The 16728-nt window shown below is 41.1% G+C and carries 15 protein-coding genes; 2 read left to right on the top strand and 13 right to left on the bottom strand.

Going from position 1 to position 16728, the window contains the following annotated elements:
* Positions 1-193 precede the first annotated feature (193 nt).
* Together ATK78_RS20715 and ATK78_RS20710 are read left to right on the top strand one after the other, a co-directional pair.
* Positions 194-2002, top strand: coding sequence for a tetratricopeptide repeat protein (locus ATK78_RS20715; RefSeq protein WP_133578049.1), 1809 nt, complete (start codon positions 194-196; stop codon positions 2000-2002).
* Between the two features lie 16 nt (positions 2003-2018).
* Complete coding sequence (locus ATK78_RS20710; protein WP_133578048.1) at positions 2019-2321, top strand: DUF4286 family protein; 303 nt, start codon at positions 2019-2021, stop codon at positions 2319-2321.
* Here the strand turns inward: ATK78_RS20710 and ATK78_RS20705 are convergent.
* From ATK78_RS20705 to ATK78_RS20645, 13 genes are all read right to left on the bottom strand, one after another.
* Positions 2301-4433 (bottom strand): glycoside hydrolase family 97 protein, encoded by a 2133-nt coding sequence (locus tag ATK78_RS20705; protein ID WP_133578047.1) that lies wholly within the window; start codon positions 4431-4433, stop codon positions 2301-2303. The two genes, ATK78_RS20710 and ATK78_RS20705, sit on opposite strands and share 21 nt — an antisense overlap.
* 67 nt (positions 4434-4500) lie before the next feature.
* Positions 4501-6321 carry a RagB/SusD family nutrient uptake outer membrane protein gene (locus tag ATK78_RS20700; RefSeq protein ID WP_133578046.1) on the bottom strand — a complete coding sequence of 607 codons (1821 nt, stop codon included), beginning with the start codon at positions 6319-6321 and terminating at the stop codon, positions 4501-4503.
* A gap of 22 nt (positions 6322-6343) precedes the next feature.
* Positions 6344-9490 carry a SusC/RagA family TonB-linked outer membrane protein gene (locus ATK78_RS20695; protein WP_133578045.1) on the bottom strand — a complete coding sequence of 1049 codons (3147 nt, stop codon included), beginning with the start codon at positions 9488-9490 and terminating at the stop codon, positions 6344-6346.
* A 319-nt stretch (positions 9491-9809) separates the two neighbouring features.
* The gene (locus ATK78_RS20690) at positions 9810-11444 is read right to left on the bottom strand and encodes a DUF6377 domain-containing protein (RefSeq protein WP_243732593.1); all 1635 of its coding nucleotides are present in this window, start codon (positions 11442-11444) and stop codon (positions 9810-9812) included.
* A gap of 76 nt (positions 11445-11520) precedes the next feature.
* Positions 11521-12363, bottom strand: coding sequence for an OmpA/MotB family protein (locus ATK78_RS20685; RefSeq protein WP_133578044.1), 843 nt, complete (start codon positions 12361-12363; stop codon positions 11521-11523).
* 41 nt (positions 12364-12404) lie between these two features.
* On the bottom strand, positions 12405-13067 hold the full coding sequence (locus ATK78_RS20680) for a DUF2461 domain-containing protein (protein WP_133578043.1): 663 nt from the start codon (positions 13065-13067) through the stop codon (positions 12405-12407).
* Complete coding sequence (locus tag ATK78_RS20675) at positions 13064-13462, bottom strand: DUF983 domain-containing protein (protein WP_133578042.1); 399 nt, start codon at positions 13460-13462, stop codon at positions 13064-13066. The genes ATK78_RS20680 and ATK78_RS20675 overlap by 4 nt, the downstream gene beginning before the upstream one ends.
* Positions 13446-13700, bottom strand: coding sequence for a hypothetical protein (locus tag ATK78_RS20670; RefSeq protein WP_133578041.1), 255 nt, complete (start codon positions 13698-13700; stop codon positions 13446-13448). The genes ATK78_RS20675 and ATK78_RS20670 overlap by 17 nt, the downstream gene beginning before the upstream one ends.
* A 76-nt stretch (positions 13701-13776) precedes the next feature.
* Entirely contained in the window at positions 13777-14310 is a 534-nt protein-coding gene (locus ATK78_RS20665) for a DUF420 domain-containing protein (RefSeq protein WP_133578040.1), read from the bottom strand.
* Positions 14311-14325: 15 nt separating this feature from the next.
* Complete coding sequence (locus ATK78_RS20660) at positions 14326-15033, bottom strand: SCO family protein (RefSeq protein ID WP_133578039.1); 708 nt, start codon at positions 15031-15033, stop codon at positions 14326-14328.
* Positions 15033-15392, bottom strand: coding sequence for a cytochrome C oxidase subunit IV family protein (locus tag ATK78_RS20655; RefSeq protein WP_133578038.1), 360 nt, complete (start codon positions 15390-15392; stop codon positions 15033-15035). Before ATK78_RS20655 ends, ATK78_RS20660 begins: the two co-directional genes overlap by 1 nt.
* 17 nt (positions 15393-15409) lie before the next feature.
* The gene (locus tag ATK78_RS20650; RefSeq protein WP_133578037.1) at positions 15410-16117 is read right to left on the bottom strand and encodes a cytochrome c oxidase subunit 3; all 708 of its coding nucleotides are present in this window, start codon (positions 16115-16117) and stop codon (positions 15410-15412) included.
* A gap of 30 nt (positions 16118-16147) precedes the next feature.
* Positions 16148-16726 (bottom strand): cytochrome c oxidase subunit 3, encoded by a 579-nt coding sequence (locus ATK78_RS20645; protein WP_133578036.1) that lies wholly within the window; start codon positions 16724-16726, stop codon positions 16148-16150.
* Positions 16727-16728: the final 2 nt, after the last annotated feature.

Genomic DNA, 16728 nt, shown 5'->3' with positions numbered 1-16728 from the left:
TGTAAAAAGGTTATACACCAATATTGTTACCTGATCTGGATTACTGTTTCCTTATGCTCAAAGTAGGTAATTATGCAAGGATGAAATGATAATTTCGGTAACATTTAAAATACTCATGTGTATTTATGTTGTGGCAATAAGCAAAAACCTAGCTCAAAAATCAGTATTTTAGTGCTTATATTGATCTCAGCCAATGAAGAAGCTCCTTTTACTTTTTTTATTTTCCGCCTGCTGTCTAATTTCTGCTGCACAGGATAATATAGACGATGCGCTGGCTTTTCAATATTACCAGCAAGGCCAGTACGAAGAAGCTGTGGTCTTATTGGAAAAGCTATTTACCCGGACAAAAAGCGACGCCTATTTTGATCTCTATTACAATGCATTGATTAAATTGAAACGGCTGGATGAGGCTGAAAAGATCGTTAAAAAGCTAACTAAACAAAGCCCGCAAAACTTACATTATACGATTGCGTTTGCCCGTTTGTACCAGGAAAAAGGCGAAACTGCTGCTTCCAATAAAAAATATGCCGAAGCGATCAATAACATGCCTGCTAACGACATGAAGATCCGTGAACTGGCAAACATATTTTACAGTTTCCAGAATTACGACCTCGCCATTTCAACGTTTCTGCAAGGCAGGAAGATCTTAAATGACAACCAGGCTTTTACTTACGACCTGCTAAGCATTTACCGTTTTAAAAAGGACAAGAACATGCTGATCCAGGAATATCTCAATGCCCTGGCAGCCATGCCCGAGCTGCTTCCACAGGCCGAGAGTGTGTTGTCTAATGTATTTGAAGACAATGCTGACTACCAGCTCCTGCAGGCAGCTTTACTTAAAAAGATCCAGAAAGAACCACAGGTTGAGACATATACTAAGCTATTGATTTGGCAGTACCTGCAGCAGCAGGATTATGAAATGGCTTTACGGCAGCTCATTGCGCAAGACAAGCGTACAAAAGATGATGGTGCCATACTTTTCAATTCTGCAAATACATTCCTGGCCAACCAGGCTTATCTTACTGCCATTAAAGCCTATGAATATCTTGTAGGCAAGGGAAAGGAAAGCCCGTATTTTTTACCGGCAAAGGTAGAAATGATCAATGCAAAATACGAGCTTGTCATCTCAGGAAAGTTTGAACAGCAGGCCATTTCAGATCTGGCAACCGCTTATTACAGTATTATTGACGAATTTGGACTGACGGCACGTACGGTCTTTGCCTTAAAGAAATGGGCTAATTTACAAGCTTATTACTTAAATGAACCGGGTAAAGCGGAGAAAGCATTAGAATCCGCCTTGCTCATTCCGGGCTTGTCAAAGCCAGACCTTGGTCAGATTAAACTGGACCTTGGCGACATTTACATTTTAACGCAGCAGCCCTGGGAGGCTTTTCTGGTGTATGAACAGGTAGCCAAGCAATTTGAAAACCAGGTGGGCGGTAATGAAGCGCATTACCGGTCTGCAAAGCTTTCTTATTACCAGGGTAATTTTGCCTATGCCAAATCGCAGGCTGATGTTTTAAAAGCATCTACGTCACAGTTGATTGCCAATGATGCCCTGAACCTGAGCCTGCTGATTTCGGACAACCTGCAATCTACGGTAGACAGCAATGCGCTTAAGATGTATGCCGATGCAGAAATGCTCCTGTTCAGGAACCGCAATACGGAAGCCCTGCACAAATTAGACAGTATAGCGATTACCTATCCGGCCAACAGTTTAACCGATGATATTTTAATGGCCAAATCGCGGATCTTTACCAAAAACAGTGACATTGGCAACGCGGTTAAAATGCTTCAGGAACTGATTGATAAACATGCTACCAGTATTTGGGCTGATGACGCCCTGTTTACCCTTGCCGAGCTTTATGAAAAAACCTTAAAAGATAACGAGCAGGCCAAAGTGCTGTACCAAAAGCTGATCAACGATTATTCGGGCAGCATGTATACTACTGAAGCACGGAAGCGTTTTAGGAAGCTTCGCGGAGACAATATTGGCACATAGTTCCTATCTTTGTGCCATGTTATTATACAATGTAACCTTAATTATTGAAGATGCAGCTGCTGAGCGCTGGCTTCAATGGATGCAGGAAATCCATATTCCTGAAGTTATGGCAACAGAAATGTTTGTGTCATCCCGTTTACTTAAAGTAGTAGACTCCCCAAATGAGGGCGTTACTTACTGCGCGCAATATGTTGCTGAAAGCATGGAAAACTACCTGAATTACCAGGATAATTTTGCACCAGCCTTACAGTCCGACCTTAACGCGCAGTTTGAAAATCAATTTGTTGCGTTCAGAACCTTAATGGAATACGTTTCTTAAGTTATTTAAAGGCTGTATAGTTATTGCAGCACCGCCGCCTTTTGCTATGTTTATTTTCAATACCGTGGCTGAGGTGGCTTTATATTCTTTAATAACATATGCTTCCGGGTTTTTCTCCCAGTCTGCATCAGCTGCATCGCTATATACCTTAACGGCATATTTCTTTCCCTTATCCAAAAAAGACAATGGGATCTTAGCGGTACGGGCGTTTTCATCAGTTATGGATCCTATAAACCAGTTTGCTGATCCTTTAGCTTTCCGTGCAATGGTGATGTAATCACCAGGCTCTGCTTCAATTACTTTTGTATCGTCCCAATCTGCTGGCACCTCTTTAATAAATTGAAATGCATCCAGATGTGCCTCATAATTTTCAGGCAAATCTGCAGCCATCTGCAACGGACTGTATAAGGTTACATACAAGGCAAGTTGTTTAGCCAGCGTAGTATGAACCTGGCGGTCAGATGCGCCGGCCGCATAACCTTTCAACTTAAAAATACCCGGTGTATAATCCATTGGTCCGCCCATTAACCTCGTAAAAGGCAGTATGGTTTCATGGTCTGGCGCACTACCCATACTAAATGCATTGTACTCATTGCCTCTGCCTGCTTCTGAGGCCAGCCAGTTTGGATAGGTACGGTGCAATCCGGTAGGCCGGTTAGATTCATGTGAATCAATCATGACCTGGTGGTCTGCGGCTTTTTGGGCAACACGCTCATAATGGTTAACCATCCATTGTCCATCGTGGTGCTCCCCTCTTGGTATAATCTTACCCACATATCCAGTTTTTACTGCCGGATAACCGTATTTATTCATATACCGGAATGCGGTGTCCAAATACCGTTCATAGGTAGTTGCTGATCCTGAAGTTTCATTGTGCATGATCATCTTAACTCCTTTGGCTTTCGCATATTCTGCTATCCCTTTAACATCAAAATCCGGATACGGCGTTGTAAAATCAAATATATTCTCCTTCCAGTTTCCAAACCAATCTTCCCATCCGGTATTCCATCCTTCTACCAAAACCCCTTCAATGCCATTTTTAGCGGCGAAATCTATATATCGCTTTACATTTTCTGTATTTGCCCCATGCGTACCGTTTGCAATTAAGTTTCCGGCAGCATCTGCTGTATCTAAACTATTTGCAAAGCTCCAGGTACTTTTTCCGGTTTGCATCTCCCACCAAACGCCAACAAACTTCATGGGTTTAATCCATTCTGTGTTTTTAATTACAGAAGGCTCATTGAGGTTTAAGATCATTTTAGAATTTAGAATAGCTGCGGCCTGATCACTTACAATAATGGTTCGCCAGGGTGTATTAAATGGTGCATGCAGATAGGCCTTATTGCCTAAAGCATCAGGCACCAGGCTGGCAGACAGTTGAAAGTTATGGGTATTGACATGGAGCTGCATAGCCGGGTAATTAACCAAGGCAGCCTCGTGAATGTTGATGTATAAACCATTATCGCTCTTCAGCATCAGTGGTGTAGCCACAGCATGCTGATCTGGCACTACCCTGACTGCAATATCAGTAGCTTTTTCTGATACAGCCCATCCATCCACCTGGCTCAGCTTGCTGGTGGTATATTGATACTCATTGGTATCGTAATCTCCAGGGATCCAAAATGCCTTGTGATCACCGGTTAAATTAAATTGTGTCAGTTCTTTAGCAACCACAAAATATTTCAGGCCGGGTTGCTTCGGAAACTCATATCTGAATCCAACACCATCTTCAAAAACCCTGAAAACAATATTGATCAGGCGTTTTGGAGTTTCCTTTTGTCTTAAATGAACAGTCAGCTGCTGATAATGGTTTCGGATGGTACTTACCTCGCCCCATACCGGCTTCCAGCTTTCATCAAAGTCTGCTTTCTCCACATTGCTTAATTCCAGATGCTTGCTAAAAGCACTGTCATTCACCAATTCAAAGCCAAGTGCGGCATTAGTGATTACAGGTTTCCCGTCAAAATATACTGCGTAGACTGGTTTTCCCTCCGGATCCAGTTTAAACTCCAGCTTTACTTTATTCAGGTTCGCTACAACAGGTTTTACATCCTGGGCCATTAGGTTTCCGGCAATTGCCATGCTCAACAAACAAGTAATTATCTTCTTCATGAAATTGGTTTTAAAAGGCATTATAAATGCCGGGTATAAGAAACGATACCCGGCACATTTATATTGATTAATATCCGGGATTTTGCTGTCCGGCTATTTTTGCATTTGCATTGAATTCATCCTGTGGAATTGGCCAGGCATAGCTTTTATTTTCATTAAATGTCAATGGCGTGGTCAGGTTTCTTGCCTTGCCATAAAATGCGGCTTCCTGAGGGCCCAGGCGCCATCTGCACACATCAAACCACCATTGTCCCTCATGGAAAAATTCTGCCCAGCGCTCATAGCGTAATGGGCTATTGCCTAAAACAGCATCATTAATAGCTGGTGTAGCAGCAGTAAGCGAAGTATAATCCCTTGCAGATGCTACATTAACTGGAAGATTATATGCCCTGCGGTGTACTTTATTAATGTATTCCAATCCTGTAGCGGCATCACCTGAACCGATACTTGCTTCTGCATACAGCAGGTATACATCTGCCAGGCGAAGGAAATACCAGTTCCATTTATCATAGTTTACCGCATTGATGTGATAATCAATGGCTGCATATTTTCTAAATCCCCATCCATAGGTATTGGGCTCTCCGGCTAAGTAATCTGGTTTAGAAACCGGCACATTCTGTTTGGCCCCACCATTCCAGTCTGTATTTAAAACATCGATCCATGGTTGTACCAGGTTAACATACAAGCGTGGGTCTGCCGTTTTATTGGTACGTACCGCTTCGGCCTGTGCCCGGTATACCGGATCCATGATTTGGGCAGGGTTGCTGAAACTAGCAGGTTTGGTATTGTCAAATGCCGGGTTAGCCACTAAAGTGTAATAACCCAATGGGTAGCCAAAACGGGTAATATTTTTATCATGAACACCTAGGTTACCACCGTAGCCTAAAGGTCTGGAACCGGTCTCAGTACCCGCTTCACTTAGAATATATGGTGACCAGATGATCCCGTTCAAGGTAGATGCATTGGGGATGCTTCCCCATGGACCATAATTTCCTTTATTGTCGGCGTCAACGTTCATCTCAAATAAAGACTCTTCATTAAATTCATTTGCAATGATGCCGTTAAACGCATTTTTATATTTATCAAACGGCATTAATGATTTACCGCTGTTGTTGATTACATCCAATAAGGTCGTTTTTGCATTGGTCCAGTCTTCCGTAAACACATAGGCTTTTCCCAGCAATGCTTTGGCAGACCATTCAGTAGCCCTGCCAATTTCAGCTGCCGGCCATACCTTATTGTCCAGTAATACTGCTGCTTCAGAAAGGTCTTGTTTAATAAAATCCCAAACGGCTTTTGTGGTTGCCCTTGGCTGTTGTGTGGCTTCCAGGTTTTTAGGGATCTCTTTAAACAAAGGAACACCCATTTTATTTTCATTTACACCACCAGTTTTAATGTAAGCCTCACCAAAAAAGGTTTCCAGCTGCATATAATAAAAAGCACGCATAAACTTCGCTTGTCCGCGGATGGCATCAATATCGGCCTTCTGACCTGATGAAGCATAGGTGGCTTCAAAAAAATCGGCGGCGGCTAAAGTTGCATTACAGGTGGTCACACCTGCATACAATGCCGCCCATGCGTTTGTAGAGCGGCTATTGGTGGTGCTCAGGTTATTTGCAGTCATTTCATTCCATCCGGCATCACCGTTGTAATTTGAATCTCCTGCGTGTACTGAATTTTCCAATGCCTTAGGCATCAGTTCAAAGCCGTACAAGCCAATGCTCTTTAAATTGCCATAAGCGGGAGCAAGTACGGTATTGAGTTCATCTAAATTTTTAGGTAAGGATGAGGTAGAGACTTTATCTGTTGGACCAACCAATGCCGGGTCCTTTTTACAACCAGCTAGTAAAAAAACAGCCAGTAATGCGATATATATTTTGTTGTACATCTTGTTTATTTTATTTGGTTGATTAAAAAGTAACATCAATTCCTACTGAATAGATCTTTGTTTGCGGATATTGACTTACTACATCTATTCCTCTTGTGGTTACATTAGAGAAACCTGCCGGTGAGTAAGAAGCACCGAGTTCCGGATCAAGTCCTGAATATTTAGTGATTGTAAACAGGTTATTTCCCATAACAAAGATCCTGGCCTTATTCACCTTTATTTTCTGCAGCAGTGTATTGGAGAAAGTATAACCAATCTGCAGGTTTTTAAGCTTCAGATAATCTCCCTTCTCTACGAAATAACTGTTTACAGAAGAATAGTTACCATTTGGATCAAGCGTAAAGCTTCCATTCGGATTGGCTACACCCAACCGTGGCTGATCTGTTAAACCATTCCCAGCCAGGAACGAGGCACCCCATACTTTAGGAGAGGTATTTCCATCGGCAAACGGACGCATTTCATATGCTTTAACCCCATTAAATAAATCAACGCCAGCTACCCCATTGAAAAGAAATGCCGCATCAAAACCTTTATAGTTAAAACGCATGTTGATACCATAAACCAATTTCGGGTTTGGGTTGCCAATTACCTGGCGGTCATTGCTGTTAATCTCGCCATTGCCATCCAGATCCTGGAAATGCAGGTCACCGGCACCAGACGTTATGCCATTAACTTTTTGTCCGGCAGCTTCTGCATCTGTTTGAAAGATGCCCAGGGATTTGTACCCATAGAACGATCCGAATGGCAATCCTTTCTGGGTAATGGTAATGGTTTGGTTGGGCATGATCTGGAACGCCAAATCACCATTGTTATAAAAGTTATATCCATTATAAAATGCAGAGGTGGTTTGATCAGAAAGTTTGGTAACCTCGTTTTTATTCCAGGCACCAGTAAAGCTCAGGTCAAATCCAACTGCACCAACGTTACTTTTATAGCCCAACAGCAATTCAAAACCTTTATTACTTACGGTACCAATATTGGTTAAGTACGGTTGTGAAACACCTGCACTTGGTGCCATTGGTAAATTATAAAGCATATCATGTGTAGCCTTGTTATAATATTCAGCAGAGAAGTATAGCTTGTTGTTTAGCAACGAGCCATCCAGCCCAATGTTAGTTTCTTTGATCGTTTCCCAATGCAGGTCCGGATTTGGAATGGCAGAATAGCCTACGCCAGGAATAATTGTTCCGCCCGGAGAGAAGTTTGCACCACCAGCACTGCCATTACCTAAACTAGCAAAAGGCTGATAAACGGAAAGGAAGGCGTATTGTCCGATGTTGCTGTTTCCAAGCTCACCATAGCTGGCCCTGAATTTCAAGCTGTTAAAAGCGGGTATCAGCGTTTTAAAGAAAGGCTCCTCAGAAATTGTCCATCCTGCAGATGCAGCAGGGAATACTCCTTTTTGTTTGTTCGGACCAAATACAGTAAAGTTTGCATCCTGGCGGATAGAGCCTGAAAGGTAATACTTACCGTTATAGTTGTAGTTTACACGTCCAAAAAACGATTTAACGAGTCCCTGGTTATCCCGTTGACCGGTAAATAAATAAGTTGAACTTGCTGTGGCAATAAATGCATAATCTGCGGCCGCCAATGGCGACACGTTGGTGGCCATCACATTCACATTATTGTAGCGCTGTGTAATCTGCTCAAAACCCGCTACTGCACTGATGTTGTGCTTATCAAACGTTTTAATATATGACAACAGGAAGTTGGTAAGCAGTGACTGACTTTCTACCGATTGCTTGGTTAATGAATTTGTTCCGGTACCTACACCACCAATTGAGAATGCATTCTGGAAGAAATTAAAAGTTTGGTTGTAATACGAGTAACCCACATTACTTCTAAAGGTAAGGCCGAGCGGCAGCTTTACTTCTCCATAAATATTTGCCTGCATATTGTTCCTGAAATCTTCTACATTCGCATTATCAATGGCACCTACCGGATGTGTTCCGGAGAAAGAAAGTCCGGGGTAATTGGTTGGTATGGTACCGTATGCCCCATTGCTATTATATAACGGAACGATCGGCAAGGTACGGAAGGGCGAATTGTGCAGTTGTGCTTCTACGCCATAGTTCTGTGGGTTTGAAGTGCTGCGTCTTGATATAGAAAGCTGCTCACCAAATTTGAATATTTTTCCGAGCTTATAATCGGTATTGATCCGGGCACCCCCAATGTTTGAGAAATTCTTACGGGCAACTCCTTTTTGTTTGTTGTAGAAACCAGAAACCAAATAATTAACAACAGGTGTTGACCCGTTTAAGGAAATGTTATGGTTTTGTTCTACGGCATTGTTAAAAGTTTCATCGATCCAATCGGTATTGGCCAGTGTATCTAATCTTCCTGCACCAGCAAATAGTGTTGGATTAATGATATTTTGAAGTTTTATATAACCGTCTTTATCCAGCAGTTTGCCCACTTTAGGGGTAGTGATACCAAAGCGGTTATTGTAATTGATAACCGGATCAATGGTTGTTCCTTTTTTTGTGGTAATTAAAATAACCCCGCCGGCGGCAGCAGCACCGTAGATAGATGCAGCAGCAGCATCTTTTAAAACATCCATAGATTCAATATCCTGAACGTTTACGTTGCTCACATCAGTTACCCGGATACCATCCACAATGTATAATGGGTCTGGCTGGTATAAAGAGGATAATCCCCTGATGGTAATCGAAGGGGTTGCATCGGGTGCTCCTGAGCTCTTAACGATGTTAACACCCGCTATTCGTCCCTGCAGGGCTTCAGTAGCATTGGTAATGGGTTGGTTTTTAAATTCATCTCCTTTTACAGAAGCTACAGAACCGGTCAGGTCGCGTCTTCTTTGTGTACCATAACCTACCACTACCACTTCATTTAGAAGCTGGTCTTCTTCTTTAAGCTGAACATTGATTGTTGAGCCTGTTGAAGCTTTAATTTCTTTGCTGGTAAAACCAACCATAGAAAACACCAGGATATCGGTGCTTGAATTGTTAATGGAGATGCTATATGCCCCTTTATTGTCAGATACCTGGCCTATTTTTGTTCCTTTTACAAGGACGCTGGAACCAGGCAGGGGCTGGCCCTGTTCATCTGTAATTCTTCCGCTGATGGTAACTTTTTGTGCCGCAGACACCAAAGACATCAACAAAAAGATACAGCAAAGCCCAAATGCTTTAAGTAATTGTTTGTTCATTAGAATATAATTTTAAGTTTATAAATGGTTTTTTATTTAGCGTATCAGCGAGTGCTTAAGAACGGGGAACAGTTATTCGCCGCATACCCGTAGATTCTCGATTGGATTTCATACTTGTTTATATTTAATTTGGTTGTTTCTGCCTCAGGTTAATTTCCCAATTGCGATTCAAAGAGATCACTTTAATTGCCAACTCACAATTTTCAAAATCAAAATATAAACCCAGTAAAGAATATATAATTATATTTATCTGATTTACAGATAGATAAATAAACATAAAAATAGAAAAATATAAACGGAATATAAGCGTATGTAAATCCTATACGGCCTTTATGGTTAAAATAGCCAGTTCAAAATCATCATTTGGAAGGATAGATTTGCCTTTTATACGTGCTTTATAGTTGTATATGGTATTCATGGAGTATTCTAAAATACTGGCAATCTTTTCCGTGTCATGAATACCCAGTCTGATGAGGGCAAATATCCTAAGATCGGTATTGAGCAGCTGATCTGAACTGAGTTTAACCTGGTGTTCAGGCTCAAAAAGTGCATTGAATGCTTCTACAAAATTTGGGAACAGGGTTAAAAATGCTTTATCAAAGTTCAGGAACAGCTCATCCCGCTCCTTTTTCAGGTTGATATTATCTACCAGCATTTGAATGTCATCAAACTTTTTAGTTACCAATTTATTGCTTACAGACCTTTTAAATTTCTCGAGCTTGGTTATGGATTCAGAGATCAGGTTAAAATAATAACCAATGTATTCTTCTTTGATCTTCTCAGCCTCGTTCAACTGATCTATGGTTTCCTGTAAAGAACGGTTTGTTTCGATAATGATCTTATCCGCCTTTTTTAATTTCTTAAGTTGTCTGTAAATGATAAATGCAAAAAGAATCACCACTGCTGCCAAAAGCGTTAGCAGGGTTGCATAAATAAAAAGGATCCTCCGCTGTTCCTCTACGGAATTTACTTTTTCACCGGCAATCACCATTAATATGGCGCTTACCTGCACTTTACGCTGGCGTGCCCCATAATAGCTGGCATCATTCATCGCCTGGTTTATAAAAACATAGGCATTTTTAATGTCTCCTTTGGTATGAAGCAGCTTGGCCAGGTTCAGCATTGCTGCAGCTTCTTTTGTAGAAGATTTGATATCGGCTTCTGCCGCCTGGAACAGCAGCTGCAGCGCTTCATCTATTTCATTGTTCTGAATATAAATATCGCTTAATGTAGAGGTGGTTACGGCCAGCTGGTGGTTGCTCAAAGGGTACGTGTGGAGTATCTTTTTTAACAGTGCGGCCGCCTGGTCACGCTTACCCATTTTAAGATATTTTAAGCCGAGGTAGTACTGATAATCATAAGATGTTTGGGTAGACAATGCAATGGCAGAGTCTATGTAGATCCCGGCTCTTAAGTTATATAACGGGGTATAATATTTATCGGCATCAAAATCTGCCAGATCGTAATAGGTACGGGCATTTAAAAAGTAGTAATCCTGTTTAATACTGTCTGGAAGAATATGAACGTCTACGGTATTTAAGGAATCAAAAGTTTCTTTGAACATACCTGACGACAACAATACAAAGCCGAGTTTAATTTTTCCGTTGGCTACTTTAACGGGGTCCTTAAGCCTGCGCCCATAGCTGAGCATGCTTTGGGCATAATAAAAAGCTTTGTCGTAGTTAAAGGATTTATATTCATCATATAAGGCGGTACAGACCTTATACCTGCCGTTAATATCTGCAGGCAACAGTAACTTTAATGTTTGCTCTAATCCTGCAATACGCTGAAGTTTACTGCGGTCGTACGTTTGCTTAGCCTCAATGCTCAGATTGAGCTGTTTCAGCTTATTTTCAAAATTGGATTGTGAAAATGCAGGTAAGCACATCAAAGCAGCCCATACCACAAGCAGGATTTTCTTTAAAAATTTTAAGTAAGAAACTCGAAGTGTCATGTTGGGTTTAGATCTGGTTTGGTAAAGATAATCCAATATGAACACAATCCAAAAGAACTCACCTAACGTTGGACTGTTACTGTTTGATCAGATCATATAACTCGTCCAGTTTCGGAGACAACACGATCTCAATCCGGCGGTTTTTACTTCTGCCATCGGCTGAGGTATTGGCACCTAATGGTTGAAACTCTCCCTTTCCGGTTGCAGTCATCCGTACACTTTCTACTTTACCAATTTCTGTAAGGAACCGAACTACTGAAGTTGATCTCAGCACACTCAAATCCCAGTTGTCTTTGATCTGTCCAAGATTGGTGATCTTCTGTGAATCCGTATGTCCTTCAACTGCGATATTGATCTCTGGCTGCTGTTTAAGCACATCTGCCAGCTGACTTAAAGCCAGCTTTCCTTTTTCATCGATCACAATACTTCCTGATGGGAACAATAGTTTATCTGTTAGAGAAACATAAACCTTTCCGTTACGGATCTCTACCGTTAATCCATTCTTGGTAAAGCCAAGCAAGGCCTGCTGCAGTTTTTCCTTTAACTTGTTCGTAGCCTCATCCCGTTTACGCAATACCTCTTCTACTTCTTTTAAACGCTGTTCGCGTTTTTTAAGGTCATCAGACAGTTTATTGATCTCTGTTGAGCTGTTGCTGCGCAGTTTAGCATAATTATTATCCATATCAGCATACCTGCTCCTCAAATCATTTAACGCACTGCTTAAGCCCGTTGTATCTTTCCTAAGCTTACCGATCAGGCTTTCCAGGTTTTCGTTTCTGAGTTGGGATTCAGTCCAGCCGGTATTCAGGGAGTCTTGAGTTGCGATCAGACTTTTATATTTTTTAGGTGACAAGATGACGCAAGAGCTAAATGCACTGGCAAACAATGCAATAGATAGGATTAAACTGATTTTTCTCATTAATATAATGTCTTTTAATAATTGATACGGGCTACCCTCGATTATTGCACAACGGCATTTCTCAAAAATAGCACAAATGGATAAATAGTTTCTAACGCAGTTTTCAACTTGTTAACGAAATCTGGCTTTAAAAGCTCTTCATCTTTTAATGGATATATGGCAATAAAGCTCTTTAATTTCAGGAATTCAATCTGAGGATGATCGGTATCGTATCCCTTTGGGGCATTCTTCAACGTGTCTTCCTGGCTAAGCTTAAAGATTCGTTTAAAGGCCGGCGCATTAACAATATCCAAAAATTCGGAGGTATTGTAATCAATCTCTTCGCGGATCTTTTTTAATACAGGTGCTTCCGGCATCCAGAAACCAACGCCAAAAAAGCTTTTACCGGGTTGTACGTGCAGGTAATAATCCGGAGTGGTAATCCCCCTGCCCTTTACATCAAAGGTAATTCCGTAATTACTTTTATATGGTGCTTTGTTCTTGCTGAACCGTACATCCCTGTAAATACGCATTAAACATTTTTTTGGCGGAGTATCGATGGAAAATTCCGGATCTATTGCTGCGAGGATTGGAATGACCTGTTCAGCGAAAGCATAAATATCGAGCTTCGCAGTTTCATACCTGCCCTTATTTTCCGCAAACCACTCGCGGTCATTATTCTCGGCCAGGTCTTTAATAAAATCTAAGGTTTCAGGTTTAATCATGGCTTATCGTAATAGGCGTTATACTTTATTTTAGGAGACAGCCAATGTAATAAAATGACGCGTGAATACCGATAGTTAAATGGGGCTAAAAGTAAACATCCGGTAAAAATAGTAGTCAGGTAAAGCCATAGGGATTCAAACTCCAGGTTACCGCCAGAAAAAACGTAAGTAGCTATTCCTACAGTAATCATTTCTGATACGTTCATCGCGTAGCTTACATACATCGCTGCATAAAAATATCCGGGTTCGATCTCGAAGCGCATACTGCAATGGCTGCAAACAGAATTGGTGTGCTGAATATCAAGACCGTAAAGACTGCCGGTAAAGATATCACCGCGTCTGCATTGCGGACATTTACCTTTAACTAAAGCGTATAGCTTAGTTGTTTTTTGCATATCCTGCCGACCCCTTACGGTATTTTAAATACCACAATGCGCCCATCCCTGAGATCAGGAGATAAGGAATAGCCAATAGATAGATGATTCCCGTATTTAAGCCTTTCCCTTGGGTATTGCCATTCTTTGTACCTTGTTCAGCACTGATAGAGCACATGGCACATTGCGCTGTTGCCGTATTCATAGATGAGGCTGTAAGCAGCAGCATAAAAAGTAAAACAAATACTTTCGTTTTCATGGTACAAATATAAGTAATCCTGAATTATAAAAGGAAACGCAGCGCAATAACCCCGTCATTAAAACGAATTCTCTGACTAGAAATTATAGTATGGTGAAATCATTAGATAAACAACAACGCCAGTTACTGCTACATACAGCCACAATGGAAATGTTATTTTACCTATCTTTTTATGGCGGTCAAACCGCTGGGCCAATGCCCTTACATAAGTAATCAACACCAAAGGTATGATTGCAATAGACAACAGGATATGCGTTAAAAGGATGAAAAAGTAAACATAACGTATAATCCCTTCACCCCCAAACGAGGTGGATGGTGTGGTCATATGATACGCAATGTACATGACCAAAAATAGTAATGAACAGCCAATAGCACATTTCATTAAATTTTCGTGCAGCTTTAGCTTACCATTTTTAACTGCAACCACTGCGATAACCAATAATACAGCTGTTATACCGTTAATGGTGGCATAAATGGGCGGCAAGAATGGTAATGGTGTTGCATTAGGAATCTTAACAAAAAAAAGTACGGCTACGGCAATGGGTATCACTACGGAAAGCAGGATGATCCATTTGTTATATCGCTGCTCAATTTGGGTGTTCTCGGTCATAATGTGATTAACGGATTATCTCCCGTCATTGGTGTTTCTTAATTCTTCGGCCATAAGCACTTTGATCTCATCATCAAGTTTTGATAAAGCTTCCTGGCTGGTGGCTTCATAATATCCCCTGATTCGGTGTTTCATATCCAGCAGCACAAACATGTTGCTGTAAATGAATTTCTTCTCTCCACCGGTAAGATCCTGATGTGCATCAATAAATAAACCTTTATTGATCAGGTTATAGATATGGGTGCTGTCGCCGGTAAGCATATCCCATTTACCGGCCTTTGCAGGCAGTGTTTTCGCAAATGCACTTATTACGGCCGGATTGTCTTTTACCGGATCAATGCTCAGGCTGATAAAGTTAACTGACTTATTGTGGTCAAAGGTTGCATCAAACGCACGCATGGCCTTATTGGCAAAGGTAACTGCATGGGTATTGCCTGTGGTATAAAATAAGCTGACAATAACCACTTTCCGATCATAGTTTTTCCAGCTTACAGAGTCGCCGGCCTGGTTGATCAGTTTAAAATCATCAACCACATGATAAATGGTATCCGGAATGTTCTTTCCACGTACTGAATGAAAGGTAGAAGCTACAGCTTTAGGCCCGAATATAGCGAGCGGTCTGTACCTGTTCTTTCCTTTATCCTGAAGTAAATAATACAAAAATCCTGGTACCGCTAAAATGGTGACCAGGATTAAAACTTTCTTTATTGAAGCTGCGTTCATTAAACTAGTGGCATGTGTAGATGCAGATAACCGCCTTCAATTAGCATGAGTACAATAAAGTACCCAATAAAGATAAATGATATAGATAAGGCCAGCTGTAATCCAAGCTTCTCATATTTTAAGTGCATGAAGTAAGCTACAATGTAATAGGCCTTTACTAAGGTTAAAGCGATGTATACAAAGTTACCTACGCTATGAGACATATATCCTTTAGGAAGGACCCATAATGCGATGAAGAATTCGATCATCGTAATCAAAAGAAGGATACCAAATACCTGCCATATCTTCTTTTTGCTTAATCCTGCATGATCTCCATGTTCGTGATCGTGATGTCCGTTGTCTGTATGTATTTCTGACATAATATTTTATTGAATAATTAAACTAAATAGAAGAATGTAAATACGAATACCCATACCAGATCCACAAAGTGCCAGTATAGACCAACCTTCTCTACCATCAGGTAATGTCCGCGTTTTTCGAATGTTCCGTTAATGGTCATACACAGGATGATGATATTGATAAGAACCCCGGTAAATACGTGAAAACCGTGAAAGCCGGTAATGGTAAAGAACAAGTTAGAAAACTGTAATGCAGAAACGGTAGATACCTCACCGCTAAACAAGTGGTGTAAGGTTTCCATATTTGGAATTTTACCCCATCCAAATCCTTCGTGGAATAAGTGTGTCCATTCTGCAGCCTGACAACCCAGGAACATAAAACCACCAATAATGGTAGCTACCATCCACCAGATCACCTCTTTTTTAGAACGTCTGTGGCCGGCTTCAACAGCCAGTACCATAGTAACGGAACTCATGATCAAAATAAAGGTCATAATACCCACAAACACCAATGGCGCATTGCCTTCTACAAGTCCCGGAATGGATTGAAAAACCAAATCCGGATCAGGCCAGGTAAGTTTAGAGAAACGCTGCGCTCCGTAATAGATCAGTAATGATGAAAAGGTGAATGCATCAGATACCAGGAAGAACCACATCATTATTTTACCGTACTCTACTGACCACGGCGAGCGGCCTCCGCTCCATGGAGTGGTTTTTACCTGATCTAATTGTGATAATGAACTCATTTTGTTAATAGTAATAGTTTGTTAAAAATTCTAACTGTTCAAAAGTAAAAAAACATACAGATATATCCATAATATATCTATAAAATGCCAAAATATAGAAGCGATTTCCATCCGGTATGTACGCTTTTCCATAGGCAGTTCTTTATATGCTCCCATCAGCGCATTAAATACCAGGCATATGCCGGCAAAAATGTGCAGAATGTGAAATCCGGATACGATATATATCAGGGAAATTGCGGCATTGTTATTCATTAATACGGCTCCGGTCTTTACCATAGTAGACCAGGCATCCACCTGCAGGTAACCAAATACAATACCCAAAACCATCGTTAAACATAAAAATGTTTTCTGGGCATTGAATTGTTGATTTTTTAAGGCCCTGGATGCCAGAAAAAGGCTAATGCTGCTCAGCACAAGTACCGCAGTACTGTAGATGAACAATTCGGGCAATACCAGACCATGTCCCTTACCTTTAGAAGCGGAGAACACAATGTAATAACTTGTCCAGCCACCAAACATAATGGTAGATGAAACAACAAATAACCACATCACAAATTTCTTAGCCCTATAGTCTAAGCCCGTCTCTTGTTGTTTGATTGAATGAACCATAT

The organism is Pedobacter metabolipauper (assembly GCF_004362715.1).
In the GTDB taxonomy this organism is placed as follows: domain Bacteria; phylum Bacteroidota; class Bacteroidia; order Sphingobacteriales; family Sphingobacteriaceae; genus Pedobacter; species Pedobacter metabolipauper.
The sequence above is the reverse complement of the archived record's forward strand: the minus strand, read 5'-3'. Positions and strand labels throughout refer to the sequence as shown.

Excerpts from the sequence above, each read along its gene's own strand:
- ATK78_RS20715 (WP_133578049.1), top strand. The coding sequence starts at position 194 with ATGAAGAAGCTCCTTTTACTTTTTTTATTTTCCGCCTGCTGTCTAATT.
- ATK78_RS20710 (WP_133578048.1), top strand. The coding sequence starts at position 2,019 with ATGTTATTATACAATGTAACCTTAATTATTGAAGATGCAGCTGCTGAG.
- ATK78_RS20705 (WP_133578047.1), bottom strand. The coding sequence starts at position 4,433 with ATGAAGAAGATAATTACTTGTTTGTTGAGCATGGCAATTGCCGGAAAC.
- ATK78_RS20700 (WP_133578046.1), bottom strand. The coding sequence starts at position 6,321 with ATGTACAACAAAATATATATCGCATTACTGGCTGTTTTTTTACTAGCT.
- ATK78_RS20695 (WP_133578045.1), bottom strand. The coding sequence starts at position 9,490 with ATGAACAAACAATTACTTAAAGCATTTGGGCTTTGCTGTATCTTTTTG.
- ATK78_RS20690 (WP_243732593.1), bottom strand. The coding sequence starts at position 11,444 with ATGACACTTCGAGTTTCTTACTTAAAATTTTTAAAGAAAATCCTGCTT.
- ATK78_RS20685 (WP_133578044.1), bottom strand. The coding sequence starts at position 12,363 with ATGAGAAAAATCAGTTTAATCCTATCTATTGCATTGTTTGCCAGTGCA.
- ATK78_RS20680 (WP_133578043.1), bottom strand. The coding sequence starts at position 13,067 with ATGATTAAACCTGAAACCTTAGATTTTATTAAAGACCTGGCCGAGAAT.
- ATK78_RS20675 (WP_133578042.1), bottom strand. The coding sequence starts at position 13,462 with ATGCAAAAAACAACTAAGCTATACGCTTTAGTTAAAGGTAAATGTCCG.
- ATK78_RS20670 (WP_133578041.1), bottom strand. The coding sequence starts at position 13,700 with ATGAAAACGAAAGTATTTGTTTTACTTTTTATGCTGCTGCTTACAGCC.
- ATK78_RS20665 (WP_133578040.1), bottom strand. The coding sequence starts at position 14,310 with ATGACCGAGAACACCCAAATTGAGCAGCGATATAACAAATGGATCATC.
- ATK78_RS20660 (WP_133578039.1), bottom strand. The coding sequence starts at position 15,033 with ATGAACGCAGCTTCAATAAAGAAAGTTTTAATCCTGGTCACCATTTTA.
- ATK78_RS20655 (WP_133578038.1), bottom strand. The coding sequence starts at position 15,392 with ATGTCAGAAATACATACAGACAACGGACATCACGATCACGAACATGGA.
- ATK78_RS20650 (WP_133578037.1), bottom strand. The coding sequence starts at position 16,117 with ATGAGTTCATTATCACAATTAGATCAGGTAAAAACCACTCCATGGAGC.
- ATK78_RS20645 (WP_133578036.1), bottom strand. The coding sequence starts at position 16,726 with ATGGTTCATTCAATCAAACAACAAGAGACGGGCTTAGACTATAGGGCT.